This window comes from Microbacterium sp. MTN4-26 (assembly GCF_042846595.1).
Lineage (GTDB): Bacteria > Actinomycetota > Actinomycetes > Actinomycetales > Microbacteriaceae > Microbacterium > Microbacterium luteum.
In genome coordinates this window covers 1-26404 of the sequence record NZ_BTGO01000026.1, presented here as the reverse complement: position 1 = coordinate 26404, position 26404 = coordinate 1, and the positions used below count along the sequence as shown (strand labels likewise).

Genomic DNA, 26404 nt, shown 5'->3' with positions numbered 1-26404 from the left:
CGTGTGCCGAGTCCTTCTTGGGGAGCTACGCCGCGGGCGCCTCTCGCGACGCGTCCCACCACTCCAGAACGCGGGTGCCGATGAGGGTCAGCCACGGGGAGGGCTCGCCCTCGGGAACGTCCATGTGGAACCAGACCCGACCCGCGAGGCGACGGGACTGGATCCACGTGCCGTCGGGCTGACGCTGCTCACGCACGAGGTCGATCGCCTCGGCCAGGCGCGGGTCCGGGGCGGTGCCCTCGTACGCGGCGGCATCGCGGAAGTAGTCCAGAGCGGCGAGAGCGCTGTAGACGTGCCGGTTCGGGTAGATGAAGTGCGTCACGAACGGGTCGACGAGCTCACCTGTCGATGCGCGATACATCAGCCGGCGGGAGAGCAGGTACTCCTCGCCCGTGCGGCGCACTTCGGTGAGCGACTCATCGCCGGTCAGCCGCTGGTAGGCGAGCAGACCGCGCAGCGCATTGAGCGTCGAGTGGAACGACGACCGCACCGAGTCGCCCTCCTCGGCCTCGCAGTTCCAGCCGCCGTCGTCGAGCCGGTGCTCGCGGAACCACGTGGCGAGATCGGTCATGTCGACGCCCAGCCAGGCGCCGGTCGCCAGCGTGAACGAGTTGATGCAGACATCGACCTCGCCGTTCCAGTAGGGCAGGTCCTCGTACTCCCATCGGCTGTTCCGCTCGAGCCTCGCGGCGGTGTCACCGAGGGCGTCGGCGGGAACGCCGAATTCGCGCAGATCCTTCAGCGTCCACGTCGTGGCGACCCACGGCTGGCCCGGCTGAGTCTGCTCCTCGCTGCCGAAGAAGCCCGCCGGAAAGTACGCGCCACCGGCCCACTGGCCGTCGTCGTCCTGCTTCGACAGCAGCAGCGCACCCCACCCCTCATGCGGCACGCGCGCCCGCGTCGCCTGCCACACCTCGGGTGGAGCGTGGGCGATGTCGCACTCCACCTGCCACCGAAGCGCCGGATCGGTGTCCAGCATCCACTCGAGCACACGTTGTTCGACGACCATGGCTCGCACAGTAGACCTCGGCGCCGACACGGGGAAGACCTCAGACGGTGCGCCCGTCGGAGATCGCGGTGAAGATGGATGACATGCCCAGTGCCCAGCGCCCCGGGCTCCGGATCGATGACCGCCTCACGATCCCGGAGTCCGAACTGACCTGGCGGTTCTCGCGATCGTCGGGTCCGGGCGGGCAGGGCGTCAACACCGCCGACTCCCGGGTCGAACTGCTGTGGGATGTCGCCGAATCGACCACGCTCTCCGAGCGACAGCGGGAACGGATGCTCGATCGGCTGCGCCATCGCCTGGTCGACGGCGTGCTGACGGTGACCGCATCCGAGCATCGTGCGCAGCTGCGCAACCGCGATGCCGCCCGCGACCGTCTGGCCGCGCTCGTCGCCGACGCCCTGAGACCGCCCGGCCCCGCTCGACGGGCGACGAAACCGAGCCGAGGAGCGAAGGAACGTCGACTCAAGGCCAAGAAGCAGCGCACCGACGTGAAACGGCTGCGCCGCCCGCCGTCGGACTGAGCAGGCCGGCGCGCGGTCGATCCGACCGGCGAATCGGAATGTCGCCCGCGCCCGGCGGGTTGGCACCCGTATGCGATCAATCGTCTACACCGGTACCGGAAGCTCCTCCGTCCTCACGCTCGCCGAGCGCGAGCCCGTCGCGCCCGGCGCGGGCGAGGTGCGCGTGCGCGTGACCGTCTCAGGCGTCAACCCCACGGACTGGAAGGCTCGCGCCGGCAGCGCGGCGCCGCTCGGATTCGACGAGGTCGTGCCCAATCAAGACGGGGCCGGCGTGATCGATGCGGTCGGCGACGGCGTCACCGACCTCGCCGTCGGCGACCGGGTATGGATCTACCTCGCCCAGCACGAGCGCCCGACCGGAACCGCGCAGGAGCACACGGTCGTACCGGCCTCGCGCGCAGTGAAGCTTCCCGATGGGATCGGCTTCGACGTGGCCGCGAGTCTCGGCGTTCCCGCGATGACGGCCCACCGCGCGCTCACCGTGCACGAGAACGGCCCGGCGCGCCTGTCGCCGAGCTCGCTCGAAGGGCGCGTCGTGCTCGTCGCCGGGGGAGCGGGGGCTGTCGGACACGCCGCCATCCAGCTCGCCGTGTGGGCAGGAGCCGAGGTCATCGCCACCGTCTCGAGCCACGAGAAGGCCGCGCTCGCCCGTGCAGCCGGCGCCCACCACACCGTGAACTACCGCGACGCCGACGCGGCCGACCAGATCAGCGCGCTCGCCCCCGCCGGCATCGATCACATCGTGGAGGTCTCGATCGCCGAGAACGCGGAGCTCGACGGTCAGGTCATCGCGAATCACGGCTCCATCGCCTACTACGCCGACAACGGCGGCGAGCAGGCCACCCTGCCGGTGCGACCGACCTTTGCGAAGAACGTGCGCACCCAGGGGCTTCTGCTCTACACCGTCGGCGAGGATGCGCTGCGCGCCGCCGCCGAGGACATCACCGCCGCACTATACGACGGGGCGCTGCCTGTCGGCGAAGAGGCGGGGCTGCCGTTGACGTGGTTCTCGCTGGAAGAGACGGCAGCCGCTCACGACGCCGTCGAGCAGGGCGCCGTCGGCAAGGTGCTGATCGAGGTCAGCGGCGAGGCCTGAATCGTTCTCTGTTCCGTAGCGCTTCTTCCACCCGATTCAAGCGAGAGCTCGTGGGCCCGGCGATTTCAACAAGGGTTGTGCCTGCAAGGAGGTCTGAGTCGTCGACCAGATCGAGCAGCGCGTCGTTCATCGCCTGACGAAGTTCGGGGTCCTCGTCTTCCGGCCTGAATCGTGCCACTTTCGCGTGATCAGCGGCTCAGTGGCCTGGGATCGTTGATTTTCCGGGGGTGTTAGTGCGCGGCGGGGGCACTAACGACGTCGATTTAGACTCGGTCGGTGGGGTTGTTCGTGCGGAAGGTGCGTACCGCGTCGGGGGCGACGGCGGTGCAGATCGCGCGTAAGCATCGCGGGGTCCGCACGATCGTGGAGCACATCGGTTCCGCGCACGATGACGCCCAGCTGGCGGCACTGGTCCGTATCGCGAAGGAGCGGATCACGGCCGGGCAGCTCGCGTTCGATCTCGACGCGTTGACCCCGACCGCGCCGACCGGGGTCGCACCGATTGTGACGGGTTCCCGGTCGCGGGTGCTGTGGGATCTGCTGGAGGCCACCTACCAGGGTCCTCGGGTTCGCCGCCGCGGTCGATGATGACACGTTCATGAAGCTCGTCCTCGCCCGCGTGGTCGAGCCCACCTCGAAGGCGGACACGATCCGTGTCCTCGACGATCTTGGTGTTCCGGCGCCGTCGCTACGGACGATCTGGCGGACCCTCGCTCGCTGCGTCGAGCAGGACTGGCGGGACAAGCTTGCCGCCGCGGCCTACGCCCATGCGACCTGCGGTGGGGCGTTGAAGCTGGTGCTCTACGACGTCACCACCCTCTACTTCGAGGCCGAGGACGAGGACGCGCTCCGGAAGGTGGGGATGAGCAAGGAACGGCGGGTGGACCCGCAGATCCTGGTCGGGATGCTCGTCACCGCCGGCGGGTTCCCGCTCGAGGTCCACGAGTTCACCGGGAACACCGCCGAGACCCTCACCCTGCTGCCGGTGCTGCGCACGTTCCAGGACCGCCACCAGGTCGATGACGTGGTCGTGGTCGCCGACGCCGGCATGTTGTCCGCGTCGAATCTGAACGCGCTCGAGGATGCCGGGTTCTCGTTCATCGTCGGGTCCCGGATCAGCAAGGCCCCCTACGACCTCGCCGACCACTTCGACAAGCACGGCGGGGTCCTCCACGACGGCGAGACCATGGAATCCAAGCGCGTCATGGGGACCGGGGCGAACGCCCGGGAGCGGCGGGTGGTCTACCACTACTCCTACAAGAGGGACCGGCGAGACAACTACACGCTGAACAAGCAGGTCGAGAAGGCGCAGAAGATCGCCGACGGCACCCGGCCGCTGCGCAAGGACCGGTTCGTGAAGCTGACCGGAACCCGCCCCAGCGTCGATCAGACGCTCGTGGACCGCGCCCGCCAGCTCGCCGGCTTGAAAGGCTACGTCAGCAACATTCCCGCTGCCCGCCTCACCGGGAACGAGGTCGTCGCGGCCTACCACGACCTGTTCCAGGTCGAACGGTCCTTCCGGATGGCGAAGACCGACTTACGCGCCAGGCCGATGTTCCATCACGAGGCCGATTCGATCCACGCGCACCTCACGATCGTGTTCACCGCCCTCGCGATCTCACGCCACCTGCAAGACACCACCGGGGTCACCATCCGCAAGATCATCCGCGCTCTGCGGCCCCTCCGCGACATCACCATCAGCATCGCCGGCAACGAGATCACCGCCACCACCCCACCCGGCCCCGACGCCCACGCCATCCTCACCGCCGCGGGGCACTAACTTGGCACGACTCAGGTCGAGCAGCGCGTCGTTCATCGCCTGACGAAGTTCGGGGTCCTCGTCTTCCGGGGCTCGAAAGTCGTCATACCCCGTCGCTGGGAGCACCACGAGCAGGTCGACCGCGCACATCGCCTGCGCGATGAGAGCGGCGGCACGTATGCGAACCTCCTCCTGGAGGCGAATGCGGCGCAGATGGTCCATCGCGGCCAGGTAGGCGAGGAAGTCGAGGGGGCCGCGTTCCGCGATGACTCGATCAGCGGGCGAGAGCTCGACGAGACGGTCCGCGGAGAGGCGAAGCTGCGCGAGATAGGTCGATGCGTCGGGCTCATCCGCGGCCGTGTCGACCAGCTCGAAAGGATCGGGAAGTACTTCGTACTCTGGATGCGACGCGGCAAAGTCTCCGATGAGCGTACTCTTGCCGATCGCGTGCGTCCCCGAGACGACGATCCGCATTCCCGGATCTTAGCCCGAGGTTCGGCGAGCACGCATGCGCGAGCTTGAGTGGGAGTGCGGAGCAAACGAACCCGCGGGTCAGCTTCAGGTCAGCTCCATGAGCCGTGCGTCCGACACGCGTCCGCCGACCTCGACCTGCTGACCCAGGTAGCGCGCGTGGGTGTAGACCCGCGATCCGAGACCCTGGGTGATGTCGAGGTCTCGACCGAGTTCCGCCGTCAGGCGGACGGCGGCCGCGCCGGTCGCCTCGTCTTCGCGGATGCCGAGGTCGGGTGCGAACATGCGGGAACGCACGGTGCCGGCCTCACGATCGATCCACGCCCAGACGTAATTGGCCCCGAAGGAATAGGCGTCGGGGTCGACGGCGGTCACTTCGGACGCCTCATCGAGCTGGGTGAAGGTGAACTCGGGGCACCACTGGGGCAGAGCGTTGACGAACACCCGATCGCCGTCGAAACGCACCCGGGCGCTGCCGGCGGGAACGTCGATCTCCTTGACGTCTTCATCCGTGCTCCGCAGCCATGCCGCGAGTCCGACGACGGGGTGCCCGGCGAAGCGCAACTGCCGCGACGGGGTGAAGATCCGCGCCGTGACCGTGCCGTCGTCGACGGCGTCGATGAAGATCGTCTCGCTGAAACCGAGGTCGGTGGCGATGTCCTGCTCGCGCTTCTTCGTCTGCGGTGACGCCCACACGATTCCCAGAGGATTGCCGTGCTCGCCGTCGTCATCGACGAACACGTTGACGACATTCACCATCAGACTCATCCCGCGATTCTTGCAGGGTCGAGAGCGTCGCGTGACGCGTTGACACCGACGCCTCTACCTTTGGTTCATGACAGGCGCACCCGACACCGCCGCTCCACTCGTCCTCGCTCACGACATCGCCGGTTCCGGCCCGTTGCTCGTGCTCATCCACGGCATCACCGAGAACCGCGCCGTGTGGGACCCCATCGATCTCACCGCCGACTTCGAGGTGCTCCGCGTCGATGTGCGCGGTCACGGCCGATCAGCCCTCCAGGCGCCGTTCGATCCACTCACCCTCGCGGCTGACGTGCACGCGACCGTCGAGGCCGTGCGCCCGGGCGCGGTGCCCATCGTGGTCGGACACTCGATGGGCGGCATCATCGCCACCGCGTACGGCTCCACGTATCCCACCCGCGGCGTCGTCAACATCGACCAGCCGCTCGCTCTCGGCGACATGCAGGAGCGTGTGAAGAAGATGGAACCGCTGCTGAGGAGCCCGCTGTTCCCGCTCCTCGTGAGCGGACTCTTCCGCTCGATGAAGGGACCCCTCCCGAAGGCGGAGAACAAGCGGCTCGCCCGGCTGCGCACCCCTCGGCGGGAGGTCGTGCTCGGCGTGTGGGCTCCGATGCTCACACAGACTCCCGAGGAACTGGCCGTCACCGTCGACGAAACCGTCGCGGTGCCGCCGAATGTGCCCTATCTCGTCATCGCCGGGCTCGACCCCGGGCCGGACTATGTCGCGTGGCTGCGCGAGCGCATCCCGAGCACCTCCTACGAGGTGTGGCAGGCGACGCACTACCCGCACCTCGCCGAACCCGAGCGCTTCGTCGCCCGCATGAGGGAGTTCGCCGCCGCGGCGGGGTGAGGGATCATACGCCCGTGGTTGCGTGGGAGACCCCGCGACGGGATGCTGGCGGGATGGAAACGCTCTGGATCGTCCTCGCCGTCATCGGAGCGGCCTGCTACGCCGGAGGAGTGATCGCGTACGCGCGATCGAACCCCGGCACGGTGATCCCGTGGTCGAAGCAGCCCGAGGGCGAGAAGCCGTGGATGGCGGTGCTGCGTGGCATCGGTATCGTGCTCGTGCTGCTTGGGGTCGTCATGTGGGCGATCACCCGTTCGGCGACGTGGGAAGGGCCAGGTCTCGGGTGGCTGGCCGGCCTGCTGATCGTCGCGTTCCTGCTGCCCGCAGCGATCGTGATCATGGTCGTCAACAGCCGGATCTCGCGCAACGAGAAGGAGCGGCACGGGCGACCGTAGGCTGGCGGAACCACCGCAAGGAGGAGGTCGCCATGAGCCGTGCCGTGATGTACGACGAGGTCGGAGCACCCCAGGTGCTCCACGTCAGTGAGGTGGCGGATGCCGCGCCCGGCCCGGGCCAGGTTGCGGTGCGCATTCGCGCCGCCGGCGTGAACCCCTACGACGCCAAGGTGCGCAGCGGCTTCATCACGCTGAAGACGGCCTTCCCGCGGCGCATCGGATCGGACCTCGCCGGCACGGTCGAAGCGGTCGGGGAGGGAGCGGCCTACGCCGACGGCACACCGATCGAGGTGGGAGACGAGGTGGCGGGCAGCGGTCCCGGAAGCATCGCGGAGCGGACGCTGGCGAAGTCATCCGCGCTCGCCCGGCGACCGGAGAATGTGCCGGTGGAAGTCGCCGGCTCGCTGTGGGTCGCGGGCCTCACGGCGGTGTCGTGCGTGACGACGGTTCCCGTCGGCCTCGACGACACGCTGCTCGTCGGGGGTGCCTCGGGTGCGGTGGGCACGGTCGTGTGTCAGCTCGCCGTTGCGGCCGGTGCGCGGGTGATCGGAACGGGATCCCGGGCCAACGCCGAGCTCATCCGCTCCCTCGGTGCGGAGCCCGTCGAGTACGGCGAAGGCGCCGGAGACCGGGTCGCCGCGCACGGCACGATCACGGCCGTGATCGACTGCCACGGGCGCGACGCGCTCGACATCGGCATCAGCCTCGGCGTGCCCACCGAACGGATGACCGCGATCGCGGCGTATGCGGCCCTCGATGAGCTGGGCGTGCCGAACGTCGAGCGCGCGGCCCGCACGTCGGAGAACTTCGCCATGCTGCTCGACCGCATCGCTTCGGGTGAGCTCGCGTTTCCGGTCGCGCAGACGTTCCCGCTCGACGACATCGTCGCCGCGTTCACGGCAGTGGAGTCGTCGCACGCGCCCGGAAAGATCGTCGTGATCCCCTGATGTCGCGACATCGCGCCCAGCGCAACCCCTCCGGCCGATTTGCCTCCGGCTGAGAGGCTGGCGAGGTTCGACGCACCCGCATCCCCGGAGGAGCCCATGGCCGACACCGCGATCTTCGACGTCGACGGAACCCTCGTCGACACCAACTATCAGCACGCACTCGCGTGGTACCGCGCGTTCCGGCGGTATGACATCACTCCCGCCGTGTGGCGCATCCATCGCGCGATCGGCATGGGCGGCGACAACCTCGTCACCGCCATCGCCGGTGAAGACGTCGAGAAGGCGCACGGCGACGAGCTTCGCGCGGCGTGGACCGAGGAGTTCGAGCCGATGCTGGATGAGATCCAGCCCTTCGAGGGGGCTCGTGCCCTGATCGACGAGGTCGCGTCCCGTGGCTTCCGCCTCGTGCTCGCCAGCTCCGGTCAGAAGGCGCACGTGGAGCACTTCCTCGACCTGCTCGGCGGGCGCGAGGTCGCCGACGCGTGGACGACATCCGACGACGTCGATGCGACCAAGCCCGAGCCGGACCTCGTCGGCGTCGCGCTGCAGAAGGTCGACGGCGCGTCCGGCGTGATGATCGGCGATTCGGTGTGGGATGCGGTCGCCGCCGGCAAGCTCGACGTACCCACGATCGCCGTGCGCACCGGCGGTTTCTCCGAAGCGGAACTCCGGGAGGCCGGTGCGTTCCGGGTGTACGAGTCGCTGGTCGAACTTCACGAGAACCTCGACGGCGGACCCCTCGCACGATCGACGCGCTGAGCGCGCGGTCAGGCGCTCGGGCGGGGCGGGTCGTCGGACTCCGGGTCGTTTCCAGGCGCCGCGGTGTCTTCGTCGTTCGACGGCGTGTGCGATCGGCGGATGGTCCCCGCCTCGACCACGGCGTGGATGAACTCCGCCCCGTGGGTGGCGACCGCGGAGATCACGAGCCCGGCCGCGGTGAAGGTGAGGCCCGACACGATGAAGACGCCGGCCCCGCGCATCCCGTCGACATCGTCGCTCATGCTCGCTGTCACGGTCGCGGTGAGAGCGACCACGGTGACGCCGATGCCACCGGCGAGCAGCGCTCGCGTGAAGATCCCGATGCGGGAGCGGGGCGCGGCGGTCACAGGGGCAGGCTAACCCGGCCCGATCCGCGCTGGGCCGGATCCGGGAACGAGAACGACGGGCGTCGCTGATGCAACCCCTTCACCGTCGCCGTGCAGCTGGTGACGATGGCCTCATGCGTGAACGAGAGAAGACCACCGGAATCCGTGCGCGCGACCGTGCGAGGACACGCCTGACAGGCGTGATCATGCTCCTGGCGGCTGTGGTCGCAGGCACCAGCGCGTGCAGCTTTTTCGTCGACGAGAACGAGTACCGCTCCTCGGCGGGCGACGGAGTCAACGTCGAGGGTCTGGGAGACGTGGCCGTGCGCAACGTCCTCGTCGTCGCCAACGACGACGGCACGCGGGGGAACCTCGTCGCCGCCGTCGTGAACAACAGCGACCAGGAGCGCTCGATGACGGTCTACGTCGGCGATCCCGTGCAGGACACCCTTCGCATCGATGTGGCGGCCGACAGCACCGTCAGCTACGGCGCGCGCGACAGCCTGGACGACCCGCCTCTCATCGACCCGCTGGACGCTGATCCCGGCGGAACCATCCCCGTGACGTTCGAAACCGACGTCGCTGAGGCCGTCACCGTGCAGGTGCCGGTGCTGGGGGGATGCCTGGAGCATCTGCGGCAGATCGAACCGAACGCGGAGGGTCCGGAAGAGTGCCCCTGGTACGTCGACGTCGAGCCGTAGAGGCACAGAGGCGCCGCATGCGAGGGATCAGTCTCGGTTCTGCCGGCGGAGCGTGAAGAGCTCGCCCTCCCGCACGATGCGCAGCACGGTCACCAGCAGCAGCCCGCCCAGAAGGTTCAGCACCAGCACCGGCAGGAACCACAGCAGCCAGTCGAGGTAGGTGATCTCGGCGCCGCTCAGGATCGCACCGAAGGCGAACAGCGAGTCCAGGATCGAGTGGAACAGCTGGAAGCCGGCCAGGATGAAGCCGCCGGCGACCGCTGCGACGATCTTGGCCGGTTCCGAGTCCGTCCCCTCCTGCATGCGGGTCATCAGTGTGATGACCGCACCGCCGAGCACGGACAGCATCACGAAGCGCCAGTCGAGGGGAGCATCCAGGAAGTGGTGCGCCGTTTCCTCCAGCACCGTGTGCCACTCGGGGAAGGCGAGCACGATGATCGCCATGACGAGCCAGCCGCCGGCGAGGTTCGCGAGCAGGGTGCCGCTCCACAGTCGCAGCAACTGGCCGATCGTTCCTTCGCGGGCGATGAGGGCTGCGATCGGCATGAGGAAGTTCTCGGTGAACAGCTCGCTGTGCGCCATGAGCAGGGCGATGAGGCCGATGCTGAACGCGAGACCCGCGAGCAGCTGGTCGTCCGTTGCGTAGAGGACGCCGATGTAGGCCAGCACGCCCACGCCGACTTCGATGCCGCCGAGGAACCCGGTGACGGTCGTGGCGCGAAAGGTGCGGTGGAGTCGCTCCGCGCCCTCGCCGACGACGTCTTCGAACTCCAGCTCGAGCTCCTCCTCGACGGGACCCTCGTTGTCGCCGTCTCGCCGGCGTTCGTCGGCGCGCCGCTCGTGATCGTCTCGCATGCGTCCATCCTGGCCGGGCGCGGCCGAGCATGTGGGGACTTGACCACAGGACGCCCCCGTGCGAGCGGGCGTCGGGCGAGTGCGGAGCGGAAGGTGGATCGGGCGGTCACCAGCGTCTAGCGTGAGGGGAACGACGTCGACGACCGACGGAGCGGGCGTCGACGCTGGAGGAGACGCATGGCCGCACGACGGCGCAACACGGTGGCACGCCATGGGGAGCTGTCCTCGCCGCGGCCCTCCCGGAGCATGCTCACCATCGTCGGAGTGCTCGTGGCGATCGTCGCCGTCTCCGGCTTGTCGGTCTCGGCCTTCGCGCTGTGGGACTCCACGGCCACGCTGCAGCGAACCGCCGTCACCCTGGAACGCGACGCCCCGCTTCCCCCGACGATCGGCGAGATCGAAGGGGGTGTGAACCTTCTGCTCGTCGGCACCGACTCCTGCGAGGGCCAGGACCTTCGGCTGTTCCCGCGATGCGGGATCGACGACGACGGGCTCGAACGCAACGACGTCACGATGCTCGTCAATATCAGCGACGAACCGCGACGCGTCACGGTCGTGTCATTCCCGCGCGACATGCTCGTCGAGATCCCGTCGTGTCCCGCCGACGACGGCGGGCGCTACTCCGCGATGACGCAGATGCCGATCAACGCCTCCTACGGCTACGGCGGGCTGGCCTGCACCGCGCTCACCGTGTCGAATCTCGCCGGCATGAACATCGACTTCGCCGGCGCGATCCGGTGGACCGGCGTGATCCACATGTCCGACGCCCTCGGCGGGGTCGAGGTCTGCGTCGCCGGCGACATCAGCGACCGTCACACCGGCCTGCAGCTCACCGCCGGAACGCACACGCTGCAGGGTGAGCAGGCGCTGCAGTTCCTGCGCATCCGTCACGGAATCGGCGACGGGTCCGACCTCGCCCGCATCTCGAATCAGCAGCAGTTCATGTCATCGCTCATGCGCAAGCTGCAGGACGACGACACCCTGCGCGATCCCACGACCCTGTTCAGCCTCGCGACCACCGCGATGCAACAGATCAACAGCGGGCAACTCGTGCTGGATGAGGGCCTCGCAGACCCGACGCGAATGGTGCAGATCGCGATGGCGCTGAAAGACGTGCCGATGGACGACATCGTCTTCGTGCAGTACCCCACCAGCTACGCGCCGAGCGGGAACCCCGACAACAACCTCGTGCTGCCCCTCACCGAGACGGCCGAGGCCGTCTTCGCGGCCATCCGGGCGAACGAGCCGATCGAGCTCACCGGCGAGGCATCCCAGGGTGACGGCGTCGTCGTGCAGGGAGAGGATGCCACCGGCACGACGTCGCCCGAACCCACGCCCGACCCGTCGACGTCAGCGACCGGCGGGTCCGCTCCCGGCCCGACCGAGACGGCTGTGGCACTGCCGTCGACGGTCGCGGGAACGACGGCGGAGCAGGTCACCTGCACGGTGCCAGAGGGGTGACCGGGTGGGACGAACGGCGATCCGCCACGCGATCGAATCGCGCGTCGTCTCTGCGACGGCAGCGTTAAGAACGGCGATTCTGGCGACGGGCATAAGAAACCGCTCTCAAACTGTTACAACTTCTGTCAAGGGCATGTCTTGCGAAGGCGGCATGGTGCACAGTAAGGGAACCGCATAACAAAGGGGGTCTCTATGACGACAGAAGAAAGCACCCACGTGCCCGAGGTCACGGTGGAGAGCGAAGACACGTCTTTCGGTCGTTGGCTGCACGTCATCAACCACGGGGCCGCCACCTGAGCGACTTCTCGCTCCTGTGCGAAGAACCCTCCTGTCCGACATCTTCGGATCGGAGGGTTCTTCACGTTCTCATCAGTCCCGCGGCCACTCCACAAGGGCGATGCTCTGCTTGGTGTCGGCGCACTTCACCCAGCCGTCTCCGAAGAGGTAGGTCAGACCGTACCCCTCGTCGTCCGTCGCGACGGCGGTGTCCGCGCTCTCTGTGACGATCACGCCACGGGCGTCCTGTTCGCTGTGCCACCCTGAGGCGACGAGTTCCCCCTGAGCGGTGCCCGACTGCTCGCTCGTGATGGGAGCCCATCCGAACAGCTGCACATGGTCGCTCGCGATGGTGAAGTCGCCCCACAGGCACTGCACGCCGTCGGCGAGTTCGATGCCCGCGACACGGAAGACGTCCTCCTCGACCGACCATCCCTCCGCTTCGAATTCCGCGATCAGCGACGCGGGGATGATCCCCTCGCACGTCGGTGTCTCCGCCGAGACGGGCTCGGCCGAGTCCTCCGACGGTTCGGCGGTCGCCGTCGGCTCCGGAGAGGTCGCGTTCGGTGACGGAAGCGCATCTTCGGTGACGACGGTCTCGGGGGTCGTACTGCAGGCCGCGAGCGTCAGCGATGCGACGGTCACAGCGACGAGCAGGCCGGCGCGGGCGCGGGGCAGAGGCATCAGGGGGTCTCCGGAAGGCGGTCGTGGATGAGGTCGAGGAACGGGCGGTGCAGGCGGCCGTTGGTGGCCAGCGACGACAGGGCGTCGAGGTCGTCGCCGCCGTCGATGTCGGTGAACTCGCCCCCGGCCTCGCGCACGATCGGGATGAGGGCGGCGATGTCGTACCGCTTCACGTCGAACTCGGCCACGAATTCCAGCCGTCCCTCCGCGAGGAGCATGTAGGGCCACGCATCGCCGTAACCACGGTCTCGCCAGGCGGCGCTCGTCACCCGCTCGAGGGCATCGAGACGACCATAGTCACGCCATTGACCGATCGACTGGAAGCTGACGCTTGCTTCCGACACGTCCGAGACATCCGACACCCGGATGCGGCGGTCGCCGGCGGGGGAGTTCGTCCACGCGCCGTGCCCGGTCGCGCCCCACCAGCGCCGCCCGAGCGCGGGCTGGGCGACGACGCCCACGGTGGGTACGCCGTCGACTGCGAGCGCGATGAGGGTCGCCCACATCGGGATGCCCTTGAGGTAGTTCGCGGTGCCGTCGATCGGGTCGATGATCCACTGGCGCGTGCTGTCGCCGGTGACGCCGAACTCTTCGCCGTAGACGCCGTCATCCGGGCGCTCGGCGGCGAGGATCCCGCGGATCGCACGCTCGGTCGCCAGGTCGGCTTCGGTCACATGCGAGTGATCCGGCTTCAGCTGCACGTCGAGATCGGCCGCGTCGAATCGTGCCATGGTGACCGCGTCGGCCGCGTCCGCGATGCGCAGCGCGAGCTCCAGGTCGGCGGGCTCGGCGCGCGCGGGCGATGACGACATGTCGGGGGAAGGCACGATCTCAAGGATAAGCGGCCGATACCTTCCTCGATTTCAGATGTGAGGATCGTGATGGTAACGTTGACCCTCGGTTCGCCCAGGAATATCCGGCGAATCGATTCCGCGCCTCTAGCTCAATCGGCAGAGCAACTGACTCTTAATCAGTGGGTTCAGGGTTCAAGTCCCTGGGGGCGCACCACCTCCTCGAAGCCCCGGACGATGCCACCGCATCCCGGGGCTTCGTCGTTCCGTCGGCCGGTTTACGCGGTTGACGGCTCGACGAGAAACCCCGCAATGCACGATAAACACCGCGATGCGCGATGTTTCGCGGCAATCGGGGTTTCTCGAGGCAAGACCGGCGTCGAGGGATGCGCGGTGCTTGACCTGAATGAGGTCTCATGTTTAGGTGTTCCCGGGACCTGAATGAGCTTTCAGGTCATGCACCCTTCTCAATGGCGAAAGGCACGCACATGCGGAGTACGAAGAAGTTCCTCCTGGGGTCCGCGGTCGCCGCGGGCGCCCTCGTCCTGGGGGCCTGCGCACCGCAGGCCGGAACCGAGGGCGGCGACGCCTCGGGTGACGACGGCGCCGCGAGCGAGGTCACCGTCGGCATCGTCACCAGCGAAACCGGTGCTCTCGCCGGCTACGGCGAACAGTACCTCGACGGTTTCAAGGCCGGCCTCGACTGGGCCACCGACGGCAAGATGGAAGTCGACGGCACGGCCATCAACGTGGAGTACCGCGACGACGGCGGCGACCCCGACAAGGCCGTCACCGCGGTGAAGGAGCTCATCGGGTCGGGCGTGAACATCCTCGCCGGAACCGTCTCCTCCGGTGTCGCCCTCGCCGTGGCAGAGCAGGCCGAGCAGAACCAGGTCCTCTACATCTCCGGGCCTGCTGCCGCGGACGCGGTCACGGGCATCAACGACTACACGTTCCGTTCGGGCCGGCAGAGCGCGCAGGACGTCGCGACGGCGGGAACCTTCCTCGACGACCTCGACGGCATGAAGGTCACCGTCTTCGCGCAGGACACCGCCTTCGGGCAGGGCAACGAAGCGGCCGTCGCCGCCATCCTCGGCGCCCAGGGGGCCGAGGTCGACTCGGTGCTCGTGGCCGAGGACATCACCGAGTTCACGCCCTTCGCGCAGCAGGTGCTCGCCGGCGACCCCGACCTCGTGTTCGTCGCGTGGGCCGGTGCCACCAGCGGGGCGATGTGGCAGGCGATGAGCCAGCAGGGCGTCCTCGAGGAGATCCCGGTCGTGACCGGCCTCGGCGATGCGGCCACCTTCGGCGCGTACGGCGAGGCATCCGAGCAGATCAACTTCCTCAACCACTACTTCCCGGGTGGACCCGACAACGACGTCAACGCGGCGATGGTGGAGTACATCGAGGCGGAGGGCGGCACGCCCGACCTGTTCAGCCCCGACGGCTTCAACGCGGCCGTCATGATCGTCCAGGCCATCGCCGAGGGCGGCGGCGAGGTCGACGGCATGATCGACGCTCTGGAAGGCTTCACCTTCGAAGGCCCCAAGGGCACCATGACGGTGCGCGAAAGCGACCACGCCCTCCTCCAGGAGATGTACCAGGTGCGCCTGCTCGCCGACGGCGACGCCTTCGTGCCCGAGCTCATCGAGACGGTTGACGCCGACGCCGTCGCACCCGCCGAAGCAGAGTAAGGCGAGGCAGCAGCGACGATGAACGCACCCGTCCCGCCCGTGGAGTCCGCCATCCGCGTCGAGAACCTCGGTCTGCAGATCGGGGGAGCGACGATCCTCAAAGACGTCGCGCTCGATGTCGCCGCCGGATCGTTCGTGGGGGTCATCGGCCCCAACGGCGCCGGCAAGACCACGCTCTTCAACGTGATCTCCGGACTCGTCAAGCCCACCGCAGGCCGCGTGCTCATGCACGGGAAGGACATCACCTCGATGTCCGTGCCGGCCCGGGCTCGGGCGGGACTGGGGCGCACCTTCCAGACCTTGAGCCTGTTTCCGCAGCTGAGCGTGCTCGAGAACGTCCGGCTGGCAGCGCAAGCAGCGCGAGGCGGGTCGGGCTCGCTCCTGCACTTCCCACGACGAGCCGATCGCGCCGTCGAGATCGCGCACGAGAAGCTGCGCACCGTCGGCCTTGACCACAAGGCCGCCGCCCTCGCCGGTGACATCTCGCACGGCGACAAGCGCAAGCTCGAGATCGCGGTGATCCTCGCCACCCAGGCCGACATCGTGCTTCTCGACGAACCGATGGCCGGTGTCGCCTCCGGCGACGTCGCCGGGCTCGTGGACAACATCCGCACGATGCAGGCCGACAAGGGCTGCACGGTGCTGATGGTCGAACATCACCTCGAGGTGCTGCTCGGCCTCGTCGAGAAGGTGGCCGTCATGTATTTCGGCAGCATCATCGCCTACGACACGCCGCAGAAGGTCATGGCGGACCCCGTCGTGCAGCAGGCGTACCTGGGGAGCGCCGCATGAGCGCCGCACCCATCCTCACCGTCGCACACCTGCGGTGCTCAATCGCGGGGCAGCAGGTCGTCGAAGACGTCTCCTTCGAGTTGCCCGCCACCGGCATCACCGCCGTCCTGGGCCGCAATGGCGCCGGCAAGACCTCCACGCTGCGCGGCATCCTCGGCCTCATCCAGCGACGCGGCACCGTCACCCTGGCCGGTACGCGCATCGACACGATGCCCACCCACAAGATCGTCCAGCGGGGAGTGGGCTACGTGCCGGAGGACCGCGAGGTGTTCGCCAAGCTCTCCGTCGCCGAGAACCTCGCGCTCGCGGAGCGGCAGAAGAACCCGCGCCGCGAGTTCGTCGCCGAGCTCTTCCCCGACCTCGTCGAACGCCGCGATCAGCCGGCCGGCACGCTCTCGGGCGGACAGCAGCAGATGGTATCGGTCGCACGCGCCCTCATCAACGACAACGCCCTCCTCCTCGTGGACGAGCCCACCAAGGGGCTTGCACCGCGGATCGTCGACGAAGTCGCGGAGGCGCTGCACGAAGCGGCGAAGGTCGTGCCGATCCTGCTGGTCGAGCAGAACCTCGAGGTTGTTCGACGACTCGCCGACTCCGCCGTCGTGATCGGCGCCGGACGCGTCGTGCACACCGGATCGGCCGCCGAGATCCTCGACGACGACGAGCTGACCAAGCGCCTGCTGGGTGTGCACGCGGAGGCCCACGCATGAGCACCCTCGTCCTCACCCTCGTCACCGGCGTCGGACTCGGCGCCCTCTACTTCCTCGTCGCCAGCGGTCTGAGCCTCATCTACGGCCTCATGCACGTGCTGAACTTCGCACACGGGGCATTCCTCACCCTCAGCGCCTTCATGGGGTGGTTCGTTGCGCAGGCGCTCGGCACCGCCTCGTGGGGATCCTTCCTGCTGTCGATCGTCGTCGGCGCGGTCGTCGGTGCCGTGTTCGCGACCCTCACCGAGCTGTTGCTCATCCGCCCGCTCTACGAGAGGCACATCGAACAGGTGCTCGTCACCGTCGGCCTCTCGCTGGCCGCTGTGGCCCTGTTCGAGGGCATGTGGGGCACCGATGCGATCACCATCGCCGGACCGCCGTGGCTGACCCAGACCACCGAGATCCTCGGCGCGCGCATCCCCAACAAGTACTGGGTGCTCATCGTCGCGGCGGGGCTGGTGCTTCTCGCGCTGGTGCTGTTCCTGCAGAAGACCCGGTACGGCATGGTCATCCGCGCCGGCGTCGAGAACCGCGCCATGGTCACCGCCCTCGGCATCGACGTGCGCCGCTCGTTCACTCTCGTGTTCGCCATCGGCGGGGCCGCCGCCGGTATCGGCGGGGTGATGGCGATGCACTACACGAACTACGTCTCGGCCCACATGGGCGCGACGCTGCTGATCTTCGCGTTCATCGTCACCGTGGTCGGCGGCCTCGGCTCGCTCACCGGTGCGGCCATCGCATCGGTGCTCGTGGCGGTGCTGCAGCAGGTGGCCAACACCTACCTCAACGGCACAGGGGACTTCATCGTCGTGATCCTGCTGGCCGCGGTGCTGCTGCTGCGACCGACCGGACTCATGGGGAGGAGGGCCTGACATGTCACGCTCCACGAAGAGCCTGCGCCGGTTCATCCCCCTCGTCATCGGCGTCGTCCTGGTGGCCTTCATGGCCGTCCTGCCGATGCTCAATCTGTCGCTGCCGGGCATCCTGCCCACCCCCACCTACATGCCGGGCACGCTCGCACTGCTGTCGCTGTGCATGGTGTTCGCCGCCCTGGCCCTCTCGTACAACCTGCTCCTCGGCACATCCGGGATGCTGTCCTTCGGCCACGCGCTCTACTTCGGCGCCGGCGCGTACGGCCTCGGCATCGCCCTCGAACACCTCGGTGTGCCGCTGTGGCCGGGGGTGTTCATCGCGCTCATCGGCGGCATGGTGATCGCGCTGGCCACCGGTGCGGTGTCGATGCGGGTCTCCGGCATTCCGTTCGCCATGGTGACCCTCGCCTTCGCGCAGGCGGGCTCGGTGCTCGTGCGCCGCAACTCCGACATCACCGGTGGTGAAGAAGGCCTCGGGCTGAACACCGACCTGGTGCCCGATGCGCTGGTCGGCGTCGTCAACACCCGCAACCTCTACTGGCTGACCCTCGCGATCCTCGTGGTCGTCTACCTCGTCGCGTTGTGGGTCGACAAGAGTCGTCTCGGACACCTCGCCCGTGCGACCCGCGAGAACGAGCAGCGCGTTCGGGTGCTGGGGCTGTCGCCCTTCACGGTGCGCTTGACCGTCTTCGTCATCGCCGCGGTGCTGGCGAGCCTCGCGGGCATCGCCTACATGCTGCTGCAGTCCGGCACCGTGCCCCGCGCCGTCTCGGCCGACCTCACCATCACGATCCTCGTCATGGTCGTCCTCGGCGGCCTCGGGTTCCGATGGGGTGCCATTGTGGGGGGTGTGCTCTACACGCTCCTCGACCAGCGGCTCACCGTGCTCGCGGGATCCGAGGCGATCACCGGTCTCCCGGACGTCCTCCGCATCCCGCTGTCGGAGCCGCTGTTCCTCCTCGGTGCTCTCTTCATCCTCGTGGTGATGTTCCTTCCGGGTGGCATCGCCGGCACCGTCGACAAGCTGTTCCGTCGACGGCGGCGGTCCGGTCGCGACGAGAGCCCGCTGGAGGAGATCGACGATGCGGCCGCGCAGGCCGAGAACCCCGTCGAGGTGCGCGCATGAGCACGGCGTCGCCGATCGAGTCCGCCGGCGTCCACACGGTCGGGCGCTGGGTGACCGATCGCGCCGCGCAGTCGCCGCACGCGATCGCCATCGACGACCGCGGCGTGACGATCGACTATGCCACGCTTGCGGGCCGGGCCTCCGCGCTGGCCGCGTCGCTGCGCCGCGCCGGGTACGGACCGGGGAATCGCATCGCGACGATCTCGGGCAACTCCGCCGATCACGTCGTGGCGTTCTTCGGATGCGCGTTGGCCGGTGTCGCGTTCGTGCCGCTGTCGTGGCGGCTCACCCCGGGCGAGGTCGGCGGGCTCCTGCGTCGCAGCGACCCCGATCTGCTCCTCGTCGACGACGAGTACGTCGTCCTGGCCGACGAAGCGCTCCGCACCGTCGCAGAGGCGCCCGCCATGGTCTTGCTCGGTGCCGGTGCGGTCGAGACGCACCTGCCTCGAGCCGGGAGGCCCGGCGCGGAACGCGCGGTCCGCGACGATGATCCGCTCCTGGTGATCTTCACGTCCGGTTCGGAGGCGGCGCCCAAGGGGGTCGTACTCACCCACACCAACTGCTTCTGGAACAACATGGCGCTTGCCGGTGCCCTGCCGCTGACGAGCAGCGACGTCGTGCTGGCGATGCTGCCGCAGTTCCATGTCGCCGCGTGGAACTGCCAGCCGTTGCTGGCCTGGTGGGTCGGGGCGACGGTCGTGCTCGAGCGTGCATTCCAGCCTGCCCGCGCGCTTCAGCTCCTGTCTCAGCGGCGCGTCACAGCCATGATGGGGGTGCCCACCCAGTATGCGATGCTCGCCTCGGATCCCGGCTGGCACGACGTCGACCTGAGTGCACTCACGCTGGCACTGGTCGGCGGCGCGACCGTCCCTCGCGCGGTGCGCGAGAGCTGGGCCGCGCGCGGCGTCGCCCTCACGCAGGGATACGGGCTCACGGAGGCGGGGCCGAATGTGCTGCACCTGTCCGAGACCGACGCGCGCGCGCATCCTGGTGCGGTCGGGCGGCCCTATCCGCACGTGGACGTGCGCGTCGTCGACCGCGAGACAGGTCTCGAACTGGCCGGCGCCGGGACGGGGGAGCTGTGGGTACGCGGCCCCAGCGTCTTCGCGGGGTATCTCTTCGACGACGACGCGACGGCCCGAGCGCGTGCTGGGGAGTGGTTGCGCAGTGGCGATATCGTCCACCGCGACGACGACGGTGTGCACACCATCGTCGACCGCCTGAAGGACATCTACATCTCCGGCGGTGAGAACGTCGCACCAGCCGAGGTCGAGCGCGCCCTGGTTCTGCATCCGCTCATCGCCGCCGCGGCCGTCGTCGGCGTCCCCGACCCGGTCTGGGGTGAACGCGGCGTGGCGTTCTGCGTCGTCCGACGCGGTGCGACGCTGTCGGCCGATGAGGTGCTCGCCCATGCGAAGACCCACCTCGCCGGTTTCAAGGTGCCGGTCGCCGTGGCCTTCGTCGACGCGCTGCCGACGTCGGCGATAGACAAGATCGCCCGCGCGCGGCTGCGTGAGCGGGCCGTGCGCGTGGTGGAGGGGGTGTCGCGTGAGCACACCCGCTGACGTCGAGCCGGACGCGCCCGCCGTGTCGAAGGCGACAGGGCGCCCACTCACCAAACGCGGCGAGGCGACCCGCCGACGCGTCCTCGAGGCCGCCGAGCAGGTCTTCGCCGAGCAGGGGTACCACGAGGCGTCCATCGTCAAGATCACCGAGCGCGCCGGCATCGGGCTCGGCACCTTCTACCTCTACTTCGACAGCAAGCAGGCCGTCTTCGAGGCTCTGGTGATCGACCTGAATCGCCGCGTGCGCCACTCGATGAGCGAGGCGATGGCCAGCGCATCCAGTCGCCTCGAGGCCGAACGTGCCGGATTCGCGGGCTTCTTCCGTTTCACCGCCGCACACCCCGCCCTCTACCGCGTGGTGCGCGAAGCCGAATTCGTCTCACCCGACACGCTGCACCTGCACTACACCCGCATCGTCGACGGCTACGAAGAGGGCCTTCGGGCGGCGCAACAGGTCGGCGACGTCGACCGCCGCCTCGATCCCACCGTGACGGCCTGGGCGCTGATGGGCATGGGCGAACTCATCGGGATGCGGTTCCTGCTGTGGGAGCGCGACGCCGACGGCGTGCCGCCCGAAGAACTCGACGCGCATGTGTTCGACGCGATGATGCGCTTCATCGACAACGCCCTCGCCCCCCGAGGCCGAACGGAAGGAACGACGGATGCCTGAACAGACCCTGGCGGGAAAGCGGGCCCTGGTCACCGGTGGCGCGAGCGGGATCGGCCTGGCTTGTGCAGAGGCCTTCGCCGCCCGTGGCGCGGAGGTGACGGTCGCCGACCTCAACGGCGATGCTGCGGCCGAGGTCGCCGAGCGCCTCGGCGGGAGCTCGTGGGCGGTCGATCTGTCCGACACCACCGCTCTTGACGATCTGCGATCGGACGTCGACATCCTCGTCAACAACGCCGGCATCCAACGCGTCGCACCGATCACCGAGGTGGTACCCGACGACTTCCGGCTGTTGCTGCGCCTCATGCTCGAGGCGCCGTTCCTGCTCGTGCGTGCCGCGCTGCCGCACATGTACGAGCAGGGCTGGGGCCGGATCATCAACGTCTCCAGTGCTCACGGCCTGCGCGCCAGCGCCTACAAGTCCGCCTACGTGTCGGCCAAGCACGGCCTGGAGGGATTGTCGAAGGTCACGGCGCTCGAGGGCGCCGCGCACGGGGTGACGAGCAACTGCATCAATCCCGCCTACGTGCGCACCCCGCTCGTGGAGAAGCAGATCGCCGACCAGGCCCGCATCCACGGAATCGAGGAGTCGGAGGTGGTCGAGAAGATCATGCTGACCGAGTCGGCCGTGAAGCGTCTCATCGAACCTGACGAGGTCGCCTCGCTGGCCGCGTGGCTCGCCGGGCCGGACGCGGGCATGGTCACCGGCGCGTCGTACACCATGGACGGTGGATGGACCGCCCGATGAGCGTGCAGACGCACCGCACCGTCGACGTCGCGGTGCCCGGCGGCTCGCTGCACGCCGCGGTATGGGAGCCGGCTGGTGCCACCGCCGAGACGCCGACGATCCTCGCCGTGCACGGGGTCACCTCGTCGCACCTCGCGTGGGCGTGGGTCGCTCAGCGTCTCGCCGACGTGCGCGTGATCGCGCCCGATCTGCGCGGACGCGGACGAAGCAACGACGTGGCAGGACCCGCCGGTCTCGCCGTGCACGCGGACGATCTGGAACTGCTGCTCGACGCCGTCGGGGTGTCGCGGGCGATCGTCGCGGGCCATTCCATGGGCGGTTTCGTCTCGATCGTCTTCGCCCACCGGCATCCGGAGCGCGTGTCGCGCCTGGTGCTCGTCGACGGCGGGCTGCCGCTCGCCGTTCCGACCGGGATGGATCCGGATGAGACGATGACGGCCGTGCTCGGCCCCACCGCCGCCCGACTGTCGATGCGGTTCGACGACGAAGCCGCGTACCTGGCGTTCTGGCGCGAGCATCCCGCCTTCGCCGGCGCCTGGGAGCCGCGGTTGGACGACTATTTCGCATACGACCTCGTTCCGGCCGCCGACGGGGGGCACCGTCCGGCCACGGGATACGCCGTCACGCGTGACGACACCGCGGACATGACCACCGGCACGACCCTCCCCGACGCGCTGCGTTCGCTGTCGCATCCGACGACGCTCGTCACCGTGCCGCGGGGGCTGCAGAACGAGGAGCCAGGGCTCTACCCGGCGGCGCATCTCGACGCGGTGCTCCGTGCGCATCCGGGAATCGATCATCGCCGCGTGGACGGATTCAACCACTACACGATCGTCATGTCACATGACGGCGCTGACGTCGTCGCGCGCATCCTCCGGTCCCACCTCGCCCTCGTCTGACCCCTCTCGCGAGGCCCGGAGGTGGCGATAAACCAGGTCGGGCGCGAGACGCACCGCAATGCGTGGTTTCTCGCGGCGGAAGTGGTTTCTCGATGGACAGGATGCGCGGGGGCGCGTGCGGGGGTCAGCGGCGGGCGGCGGCGATGCGCGACGTGAGCTGGTGCGCGTGGGAGAGCAGAGTGCGGCCGAGGTCGGGGAGCCGATCGGCCGAGAATCGGAACTCGACACCGGTGAGGCTCAGCGCCCACTGCGGGTGGCCCTCACGGTCGAAGACCGCCGCGCCCATGCCCCAGCTGCCCTCGACGATCAGCCCCGGATTCACGGCGTAGCCGCGCGCGGTCGTCTCCTGCAGTCTCGCGCGCATGCGGTCGGGGGAGTGGGTCGGTCCCCACGACGCCTCGATCTCGGGGTGTCGAGCCAGGTATGCGTCCACATCGTGGTGCGGCAGGAATGCGAGGATGGCGATCCCCGCCGACGCGACCCCCAGGGGGAAACGCACGCCCTCCGACAGCACGAACGAGCGGATGGGGAAGCTGCCTTCCTCTCGCAGCAGGCACACCGTCTCGTCGCCTCGGCGCACCGACAGGAACGCGCTCTCCTCGGTGCGCACCGCGAGCGATCGAACCACGTCGCGCCCGACGGCGGTGATGTCGTAGCGGGATGCGGCGACCGAGCCCATGAGGTAGAGCTCGGGGCCCGGCATCCATCTTCCGGTCTCCTCGTCGTGGTCGACGAGCCCCTCGTGGGCGAGGGCGGTGAGGAGCCGATGCGTGGTCGGTCGCGTCAGGCCGGCTCGACGGGCGAGGTCGCCGACCGCGGCGCCGTCGGCTCCGGCAGAGGTCACCAGGCGCAACAGCGCGGCAGCGCGCGCGATCGCCTGCGCGCCCGGTACGGTCGCCTGCGCGCGACGGGATGACGGGGTGTCCACGATGTGGACGGTACGCGCCATCGCATCCACATCGCAAGAGCCCGCTGGTGACGCGCGGATCACCGGGGGAGGATGGATGCGACGACGAAGGAGTGCGTGTGATCGACAAGACATATCCATCGGCGGCCGAGGCTGTCGCCGACATCCCCGACGGAGCATCGCTCGCGGTGGGGGGCTTCGGACTGTCCGGAAACCCCATCGCCCTCATCGAGGCGCTCCTGGCCCAGGGCACGAGCGACCTCAGCGTCGTGAGCAACAACTGCGGCGTCGACGACTGGGGCCTCGGCGTGCTGCTGCGTGCCAAGCGCATCCGCAAGATGACCTCGTCGTACGTCGGGGAGAACAAGGAGTTCGAACGGCAGTTCCTGTCGGGCGAGCTCGAGCTCGAGCTGACCCCGCAGGGCACGCTCGCGGAGAAGCTGCGCGCGGGCGGATCCGGCATCGCCGCGTTCTATACGCAGACCGGCGTCGGCACGCAGGTCGCCGATGGTGGACTCCCGCAGCGCTACGACGGCGCCGGCGGCATCGCCCTGGCGTCACCGGCGAAGGACGTGCGCAGCTTCACCGTGAACGGCTCGCAGAAGGACTTCGTGCTCGAGGAGGCGATCAGCACGGACTTCTCCCTCGTGCACGCGCTGCGCGGCGACCGTCACGGCAACCTCGTCTTCAACAAGGCCGCGCGCAACCTCAATCCGCTCGCCGCCATGGCCGGCCGCGTGTGCATCGCGCAGGTCGAGGAGCTGGTCGAGCCCGGCGCCATCGATCCCGATGCGGTGCACCTTCCCGGCGTCTTCGTGCATCGCCTCGTCGAGGTCGGCACGGATATCGAGAAGCGCATCGAGCGGCGCACGGTCCGCACGGAACAGGAGGTGTGAGATGGCCCTCACCCGTATCGAGATGGCGGCCCGCGCCGCTCAGGAACTCGCCGATGGCTCGTATGTGAACCTCGGCATCGGTCTGCCGACCCTGGTGCCCAACCATGTGTCGGACGGGGTCACGGTCGTGCTCCAGTCCGAGAACGGCATCCTCGGGGTGGGGCCCTATCCGACCGAAGCCGCTGTCGACCCCGACCTCATCAATGCCGGTAAGGAGACCGTCACGACTCTGCCGGGTACCGCCTTCTTCGACTCGGCGACGAGCTTCGGAATGATCCGCGGCGGAAAGATCGACGCCGCGATCCTGGGCGCGATGCAGGTCTCGGGAACGGGGGATCTGGCGAACTGGATGATCCCCGGCAAGATGGTCAAGGGCCCCGGCGGAGCGATGGACCTCGTGCACGGTGCCGGAAAGGTGATCGTGCTGATGGAACACGTCGCCAAAGACGGGTCCGCCAAGATCGTCGACGAGTGCTCGCTGCCCCTCACCGGGCGCGGGGTCGTCGACCGCATCATCACCGACCTCGCCGTGATCGACGTCACCGACGACGGGCTCCTTCTGATCGAAGTCGCCCCGGGGGTCGAGGTCGCCGACGTCGTCGCGGCCACCGAGCCGACGCTGCACATCTCCGACGCGCTCACCGCCGTCGCCGTCGATCCCGCTCTCGAAGGGAGCACCTCATGATCCCCGACGACATCGTCATCGTCGCCGCCGCCCGCACCCCGCAGGGTCGTCTCAAGGGCCGGCTCGCCCCCCTCACCGCCGTGCAGCTCGGTGCGACCGCCATCCGCGGTGCGCTCGAGCGGGGCGGCGTACCCGCAGACGCGGTCGACGCGGTGCTGGTCGGGCAGGTGCTCCCCGCCGGTGCGGGGCAGAACCCCGCCCGGCAGGCGGCGATCGCCGCGGGAATCGGGTGGGATGTGCATGCCGCGAGCGTGAACAAGGTCTGCCTGTCCGGACTCACCGCCGTCATCGACGGCGCCCGCATGCTCGCGCTCGGCGACGCGACCGTGGTCGTGGCCGCCGGCATGGAGTCGATGACCCGCGCACCGCATCTGATGATGGGCTCGCGGAACGGCTGGGCGTACGGATCGGTCGAAGTGCTCGACCACATGGCGTACGACGGGCTCACCGACGCGTATGACGAAGAGAGCATGGGCGCGTCGACCGAACGCCACAACGACCGACTCGGTCTCACGCGACAGGTGCAGGACGCCGTCGCCGCGCGCTCGCATCAGCGGGCCGCCGCCGCACACGAGGCCGGCGTGTTCGAGCACGAGATCGTGCCGGTGGAGATCCCCCAGCGCAAGGGAGACGCGCTCGTCGTGAACCGCGACGAGGGGGTGCGTCCCGAGACGACTGTCGATTCTCTGGCGAAGCTTCGCCCGGCGTTCGCCGAGGGCGGTTCCATCACGGCCGGCAACGCGTCGCAGATCTCCGACGGCGCCTCGGCCGTCGTGCTCACCACCCGCTCGCATGCCGATGAGAACGGCTGGAAGGTGCTCGCCGTCGTCGGTGCATCGGGTCAGGTCGCCGGCCCCGACAATTCCCTCCACGCCCAGCCGGCACGCGCGATCGAGAAGGCGTGCGCCAAGCAGGGGATCGCACCGACGGATCTCGACATCGCCGAGATCAACGAGGCGTTCGGCGCGGTCGTCGCGCGCTCCCAGGCGGAGCTCGGCCTGTCGGACGACGTCGTCAATCCCCACGGCGGCGGCATCGCCATCGGGCATCCGATCGGAGCCTCCGGCAATCGCCTCGTCGTCCATGCCGTCCACGAGCTGCTGCGGCGCGGTTCCGGTACCGCCGCGGTGGCCCTCTGCGGTGGCGGCGGCCAGGGCGACGCCCTCATCCTCACGCGCTG

Annotated in this window: 27 protein-coding genes, 1 tRNA gene and 1 pseudogene; 22 read left to right on the top strand and 7 right to left on the bottom strand. The window is 68.9% G+C overall.

Features of this window, described 5'->3' with window-relative positions:
* Nucleotides 1–25 precede the first annotated feature (25 nt).
* On the bottom strand, nucleotides 26–1009 hold the full coding sequence (locus ACGG9C_RS16185; protein WP_194385059.1) for a squalene cyclase: 984 nt from the start codon (nucleotides 1007–1009) through the stop codon (nucleotides 26–28).
* A gap of 83 nt (nucleotides 1010–1092) precedes the next feature.
* Between ACGG9C_RS16185 and arfB the strand changes: the two genes are divergently transcribed.
* The 3 genes and pseudogenes from arfB (at nucleotide 1093) to ACGG9C_RS16170 (ending at nucleotide 4406) form a co-directional block, all read left to right on the top strand.
* Nucleotides 1093–1530, top strand: coding sequence for an alternative ribosome rescue aminoacyl-tRNA hydrolase ArfB (gene arfB / locus ACGG9C_RS16180; RefSeq protein WP_071043385.1), 438 nt, complete (start codon nucleotides 1093–1095; stop codon nucleotides 1528–1530).
* Between the two features lie 70 nt (nucleotides 1531–1600).
* Nucleotides 1601–2626, top strand: coding sequence for an NADPH:quinone reductase (locus tag ACGG9C_RS16175; RefSeq protein ID WP_194385060.1), 1026 nt, complete (start codon nucleotides 1601–1603; stop codon nucleotides 2624–2626).
* A gap of 276 nt (nucleotides 2627–2902) precedes the next feature.
* Nucleotides 2903–4406 (top strand): annotated as a pseudogene (locus ACGG9C_RS16170) (IS1634 family transposase).
* A 537-nt stretch (nucleotides 4407–4943) separates the two neighbouring features.
* On the opposite strand, the gene ACGG9C_RS16165 reads toward ACGG9C_RS16170, so the two are convergent.
* The gene (locus ACGG9C_RS16165) at nucleotides 4944–5624 is read right to left on the bottom strand and encodes a PhzF family phenazine biosynthesis protein (protein ID WP_194385061.1); all 681 of its coding nucleotides are present in this window, start codon (nucleotides 5622–5624) and stop codon (nucleotides 4944–4946) included.
* A 67-nt stretch (nucleotides 5625–5691) separates the two neighbouring features.
* On the opposite strand from ACGG9C_RS16165, the gene ACGG9C_RS16160 reads away from it, so the two are divergent.
* The 4 genes from ACGG9C_RS16160 to ACGG9C_RS16145 all read left to right on the top strand — a co-directional run bounded on the left by ACGG9C_RS16160 (nucleotide 5692) and on the right by ACGG9C_RS16145 (nucleotide 8569).
* A complete protein-coding gene (locus ACGG9C_RS16160) occupies nucleotides 5692–6468 on the top strand; it encodes an alpha/beta fold hydrolase (protein ID WP_071043079.1) in 777 nt (258 codons plus the stop codon).
* 53 nt (nucleotides 6469–6521) lie between these two features.
* The gene (locus ACGG9C_RS16155) at nucleotides 6522–6863 is read left to right on the top strand and encodes a hypothetical protein (protein ID WP_071043081.1); all 342 of its coding nucleotides are present in this window, start codon (nucleotides 6522–6524) and stop codon (nucleotides 6861–6863) included.
* Nucleotides 6864–6895: 32 nt separating this feature from the next.
* Nucleotides 6896–7810: an NADP-dependent oxidoreductase gene (locus ACGG9C_RS16150; RefSeq protein WP_071043083.1), complete on the top strand. Its 915-nt coding sequence runs from the start codon at nucleotides 6896–6898 to the stop codon at nucleotides 7808–7810.
* A 96-nt stretch (nucleotides 7811–7906) separates the two neighbouring features.
* Nucleotides 7907–8569, top strand: a complete 663-nt coding sequence (locus tag ACGG9C_RS16145) for an HAD family hydrolase (protein WP_194385062.1) — start codon at nucleotides 7907–7909, stop codon at nucleotides 8567–8569.
* A gap of 8 nt (nucleotides 8570–8577) precedes the next feature.
* Here the strand turns inward: ACGG9C_RS16145 and ACGG9C_RS16140 are convergent, their stop codons facing one another.
* Nucleotides 8578–8916: a hypothetical protein gene (locus ACGG9C_RS16140; RefSeq protein ID WP_194385063.1), complete on the bottom strand. Its 339-nt coding sequence runs from the start codon at nucleotides 8914–8916 to the stop codon at nucleotides 8578–8580.
* Between the two features lie 113 nt (nucleotides 8917–9029).
* Between ACGG9C_RS16140 and ACGG9C_RS16135 the strand changes: the two genes are divergently transcribed.
* On the top strand, nucleotides 9030–9596 hold the full coding sequence (locus ACGG9C_RS16135; RefSeq protein WP_390178908.1) for a hypothetical protein: 567 nt from the start codon (nucleotides 9030–9032) through the stop codon (nucleotides 9594–9596).
* Nucleotides 9597–9623: 27 nt separating this feature from the next.
* Here the strand turns inward: ACGG9C_RS16135 and ACGG9C_RS16130 are convergent, their stop codons facing one another.
* On the bottom strand, nucleotides 9624–10451 hold the full coding sequence (locus ACGG9C_RS16130; protein ID WP_071043089.1) for a formate/nitrite transporter family protein: 828 nt from the start codon (nucleotides 10449–10451) through the stop codon (nucleotides 9624–9626).
* Between the two features lie 177 nt (nucleotides 10452–10628).
* Here ACGG9C_RS16130 and ACGG9C_RS16125 point away from each other — a divergent pair, with 177 nt between their 5' ends.
* Nucleotides 10629–11912: an LCP family protein gene (locus ACGG9C_RS16125; RefSeq protein ID WP_390178907.1), complete on the top strand. Its 1284-nt coding sequence runs from the start codon at nucleotides 10629–10631 to the stop codon at nucleotides 11910–11912.
* 369 nt (nucleotides 11913–12281) lie between these two features.
* On the opposite strand, the gene ACGG9C_RS16120 is transcribed toward ACGG9C_RS16125, so the two are convergent.
* Entirely contained in the window at nucleotides 12282–12872 is a 591-nt protein-coding gene (locus tag ACGG9C_RS16120; RefSeq protein ID WP_194385066.1) for a hypothetical protein, read from the bottom strand.
* Nucleotides 12872–13684: an inositol monophosphatase family protein gene (locus ACGG9C_RS16115; RefSeq protein WP_194385482.1), complete on the bottom strand. Its 813-nt coding sequence runs from the start codon at nucleotides 13682–13684 to the stop codon at nucleotides 12872–12874. Before ACGG9C_RS16115 ends, ACGG9C_RS16120 begins: the two co-directional genes overlap by 1 nt.
* 120 nt (nucleotides 13685–13804) lie before the next feature.
* Here ACGG9C_RS16115 and ACGG9C_RS16110 point away from each other — a divergent pair.
* The 10 genes from ACGG9C_RS16110 to ACGG9C_RS16065 all read left to right on the top strand — a co-directional run bounded on the left by ACGG9C_RS16110 (nucleotide 13805) and on the right by ACGG9C_RS16065 (nucleotide 22736).
* Nucleotides 13805–13880, top strand: a tRNA-Lys gene (locus ACGG9C_RS16110).
* 271 nt (nucleotides 13881–14151) lie between these two features.
* Nucleotides 14152–15357 (top strand): substrate-binding domain-containing protein, encoded by a 1206-nt coding sequence (locus ACGG9C_RS16105; RefSeq protein WP_390178906.1) that lies wholly within the window; start codon nucleotides 14152–14154, stop codon nucleotides 15355–15357.
* An 18-nt stretch (nucleotides 15358–15375) separates the two neighbouring features.
* The gene (locus ACGG9C_RS16100) at nucleotides 15376–16149 is read left to right on the top strand and encodes an ABC transporter ATP-binding protein (protein WP_390178905.1); all 774 of its coding nucleotides are present in this window, start codon (nucleotides 15376–15378) and stop codon (nucleotides 16147–16149) included.
* On the top strand, nucleotides 16146–16859 hold the full coding sequence (locus ACGG9C_RS16095; RefSeq protein ID WP_390178904.1) for an ABC transporter ATP-binding protein: 714 nt from the start codon (nucleotides 16146–16148) through the stop codon (nucleotides 16857–16859). Before ACGG9C_RS16100 ends, ACGG9C_RS16095 begins: the two co-directional genes overlap by 4 nt.
* Nucleotides 16856–17731, top strand: coding sequence for a branched-chain amino acid ABC transporter permease (locus ACGG9C_RS16090; RefSeq protein ID WP_390178903.1), 876 nt, complete (start codon nucleotides 16856–16858; stop codon nucleotides 17729–17731). Before ACGG9C_RS16095 ends, ACGG9C_RS16090 begins: the two co-directional genes overlap by 4 nt.
* 1 nt (nucleotide 17732) lies before the next feature.
* Entirely contained in the window at nucleotides 17733–18857 is a 1125-nt protein-coding gene (locus ACGG9C_RS16085; RefSeq protein WP_390178902.1) for a branched-chain amino acid ABC transporter permease, read from the top strand.
* Nucleotides 18854–20422: a class I adenylate-forming enzyme family protein gene (locus ACGG9C_RS16080; protein ID WP_286932882.1), complete on the top strand. Its 1569-nt coding sequence runs from the start codon at nucleotides 18854–18856 to the stop codon at nucleotides 20420–20422. Before ACGG9C_RS16085 ends, ACGG9C_RS16080 begins: the two co-directional genes overlap by 4 nt.
* Nucleotides 20406–21092, top strand: coding sequence for a TetR/AcrR family transcriptional regulator (locus ACGG9C_RS16075; RefSeq protein ID WP_390178901.1), 687 nt, complete (start codon nucleotides 20406–20408; stop codon nucleotides 21090–21092). The genes ACGG9C_RS16080 and ACGG9C_RS16075 overlap by 17 nt, the downstream gene beginning before the upstream one ends.
* Nucleotides 21085–21837 carry a 3-hydroxybutyrate dehydrogenase gene (locus tag ACGG9C_RS16070; RefSeq protein WP_071043105.1) on the top strand — a complete coding sequence of 251 codons (753 nt, stop codon included), beginning with the start codon at nucleotides 21085–21087 and terminating at the stop codon, nucleotides 21835–21837. Before ACGG9C_RS16075 ends, ACGG9C_RS16070 begins: the two co-directional genes overlap by 8 nt.
* Nucleotides 21834–22736: an alpha/beta fold hydrolase gene (locus ACGG9C_RS16065; protein WP_390178900.1), complete on the top strand. Its 903-nt coding sequence runs from the start codon at nucleotides 21834–21836 to the stop codon at nucleotides 22734–22736. Before ACGG9C_RS16070 ends, ACGG9C_RS16065 begins: the two co-directional genes overlap by 4 nt.
* Nucleotides 22737–22860: 124 nt before the next feature.
* Here the strand turns inward: ACGG9C_RS16065 and ACGG9C_RS16060 are convergent, their stop codons facing one another.
* A complete protein-coding gene (locus ACGG9C_RS16060; RefSeq protein WP_390178899.1) occupies nucleotides 22861–23685 on the bottom strand; it encodes an IclR family transcriptional regulator in 825 nt (274 codons plus the stop codon).
* Nucleotides 23686–23762: 77 nt separating this feature from the next.
* Here ACGG9C_RS16060 and ACGG9C_RS16055 point away from each other — a divergent pair, with 77 nt between their 5' ends.
* From ACGG9C_RS16055 to ACGG9C_RS16045, 3 genes are all read left to right on the top strand, one after another.
* Entirely contained in the window at nucleotides 23763–24539 is a 777-nt protein-coding gene (locus ACGG9C_RS16055) for a CoA transferase subunit A (RefSeq protein WP_390178898.1), read from the top strand.
* A gap of 1 nt (nucleotide 24540) precedes the next feature.
* Entirely contained in the window at nucleotides 24541–25224 is a 684-nt protein-coding gene (locus tag ACGG9C_RS16050; protein ID WP_390178897.1) for a 3-oxoacid CoA-transferase subunit B, read from the top strand.
* Nucleotides 25221–26404, top strand: a 1184-nt coding sequence (locus tag ACGG9C_RS16045; RefSeq protein WP_194385077.1) for an acetyl-CoA C-acetyltransferase, incomplete at its 3' end; no start/stop codon positions are given. The genes ACGG9C_RS16050 and ACGG9C_RS16045, both read left to right, overlap by 4 nt.

Bases quoted from the DNA above. Each gene is read 5' to 3' on its own strand.
- ACGG9C_RS16185 (WP_194385059.1), bottom strand. From the start codon at position 1,009: ATGGTCGTCGAACAACGTGTGCTCGAGTGGATGCTGGACACCGATCCG.
- arfB (WP_071043385.1), top strand. From the start codon at position 1,093: ATGCCCAGTGCCCAGCGCCCCGGGCTCCGGATCGATGACCGCCTCACG.
- ACGG9C_RS16175 (WP_194385060.1), top strand. From the start codon at position 1,601: ATGCGATCAATCGTCTACACCGGTACCGGAAGCTCCTCCGTCCTCACG.
- ACGG9C_RS16165 (WP_194385061.1), bottom strand. From the start codon at position 5,624: ATGAGTCTGATGGTGAATGTCGTCAACGTGTTCGTCGATGACGACGGC.
- ACGG9C_RS16160 (WP_071043079.1), top strand. From the start codon at position 5,692: ATGACAGGCGCACCCGACACCGCCGCTCCACTCGTCCTCGCTCACGAC.
- ACGG9C_RS16155 (WP_071043081.1), top strand. From the start codon at position 6,522: ATGGAAACGCTCTGGATCGTCCTCGCCGTCATCGGAGCGGCCTGCTAC.
- ACGG9C_RS16150 (WP_071043083.1), top strand. From the start codon at position 6,896: ATGAGCCGTGCCGTGATGTACGACGAGGTCGGAGCACCCCAGGTGCTC.
- ACGG9C_RS16145 (WP_194385062.1), top strand. From the start codon at position 7,907: ATGGCCGACACCGCGATCTTCGACGTCGACGGAACCCTCGTCGACACC.
- ACGG9C_RS16135 (WP_390178908.1), top strand. From the start codon at position 9,030: ATGCGTGAACGAGAGAAGACCACCGGAATCCGTGCGCGCGACCGTGCG.
- ACGG9C_RS16130 (WP_071043089.1), bottom strand. From the start codon at position 10,451: ATGCGAGACGATCACGAGCGGCGCGCCGACGAACGCCGGCGAGACGGC.
- ACGG9C_RS16125 (WP_390178907.1), top strand. From the start codon at position 10,629: ATGGCCGCACGACGGCGCAACACGGTGGCACGCCATGGGGAGCTGTCC.
- ACGG9C_RS16120 (WP_194385066.1), bottom strand. From the start codon at position 12,872: ATGCCTCTGCCCCGCGCCCGCGCCGGCCTGCTCGTCGCTGTGACCGTC.
- ACGG9C_RS16115 (WP_194385482.1), bottom strand. From the start codon at position 13,684: ATGTCGTCATCGCCCGCGCGCGCCGAGCCCGCCGACCTGGAGCTCGCG.
- ACGG9C_RS16105 (WP_390178906.1), top strand. From the start codon at position 14,152: ATGCGGAGTACGAAGAAGTTCCTCCTGGGGTCCGCGGTCGCCGCGGGC.
- ACGG9C_RS16100 (WP_390178905.1), top strand. From the start codon at position 15,376: ATGAACGCACCCGTCCCGCCCGTGGAGTCCGCCATCCGCGTCGAGAAC.
- ACGG9C_RS16095 (WP_390178904.1), top strand. From the start codon at position 16,146: ATGAGCGCCGCACCCATCCTCACCGTCGCACACCTGCGGTGCTCAATC.
- ACGG9C_RS16090 (WP_390178903.1), top strand. From the start codon at position 16,856: ATGAGCACCCTCGTCCTCACCCTCGTCACCGGCGTCGGACTCGGCGCC.
- ACGG9C_RS16085 (WP_390178902.1), top strand. From the start codon at position 17,733: ATGTCACGCTCCACGAAGAGCCTGCGCCGGTTCATCCCCCTCGTCATC.
- ACGG9C_RS16080 (WP_286932882.1), top strand. From the start codon at position 18,854: ATGAGCACGGCGTCGCCGATCGAGTCCGCCGGCGTCCACACGGTCGGG.
- ACGG9C_RS16070 (WP_071043105.1), top strand. From the start codon at position 21,085: ATGCCTGAACAGACCCTGGCGGGAAAGCGGGCCCTGGTCACCGGTGGC.
- ACGG9C_RS16065 (WP_390178900.1), top strand. From the start codon at position 21,834: ATGAGCGTGCAGACGCACCGCACCGTCGACGTCGCGGTGCCCGGCGGC.
- ACGG9C_RS16060 (WP_390178899.1), bottom strand. From the start codon at position 23,685: ATGGCGCGTACCGTCCACATCGTGGACACCCCGTCATCCCGTCGCGCG.
- ACGG9C_RS16050 (WP_390178897.1), top strand. From the start codon at position 24,541: ATGGCCCTCACCCGTATCGAGATGGCGGCCCGCGCCGCTCAGGAACTC.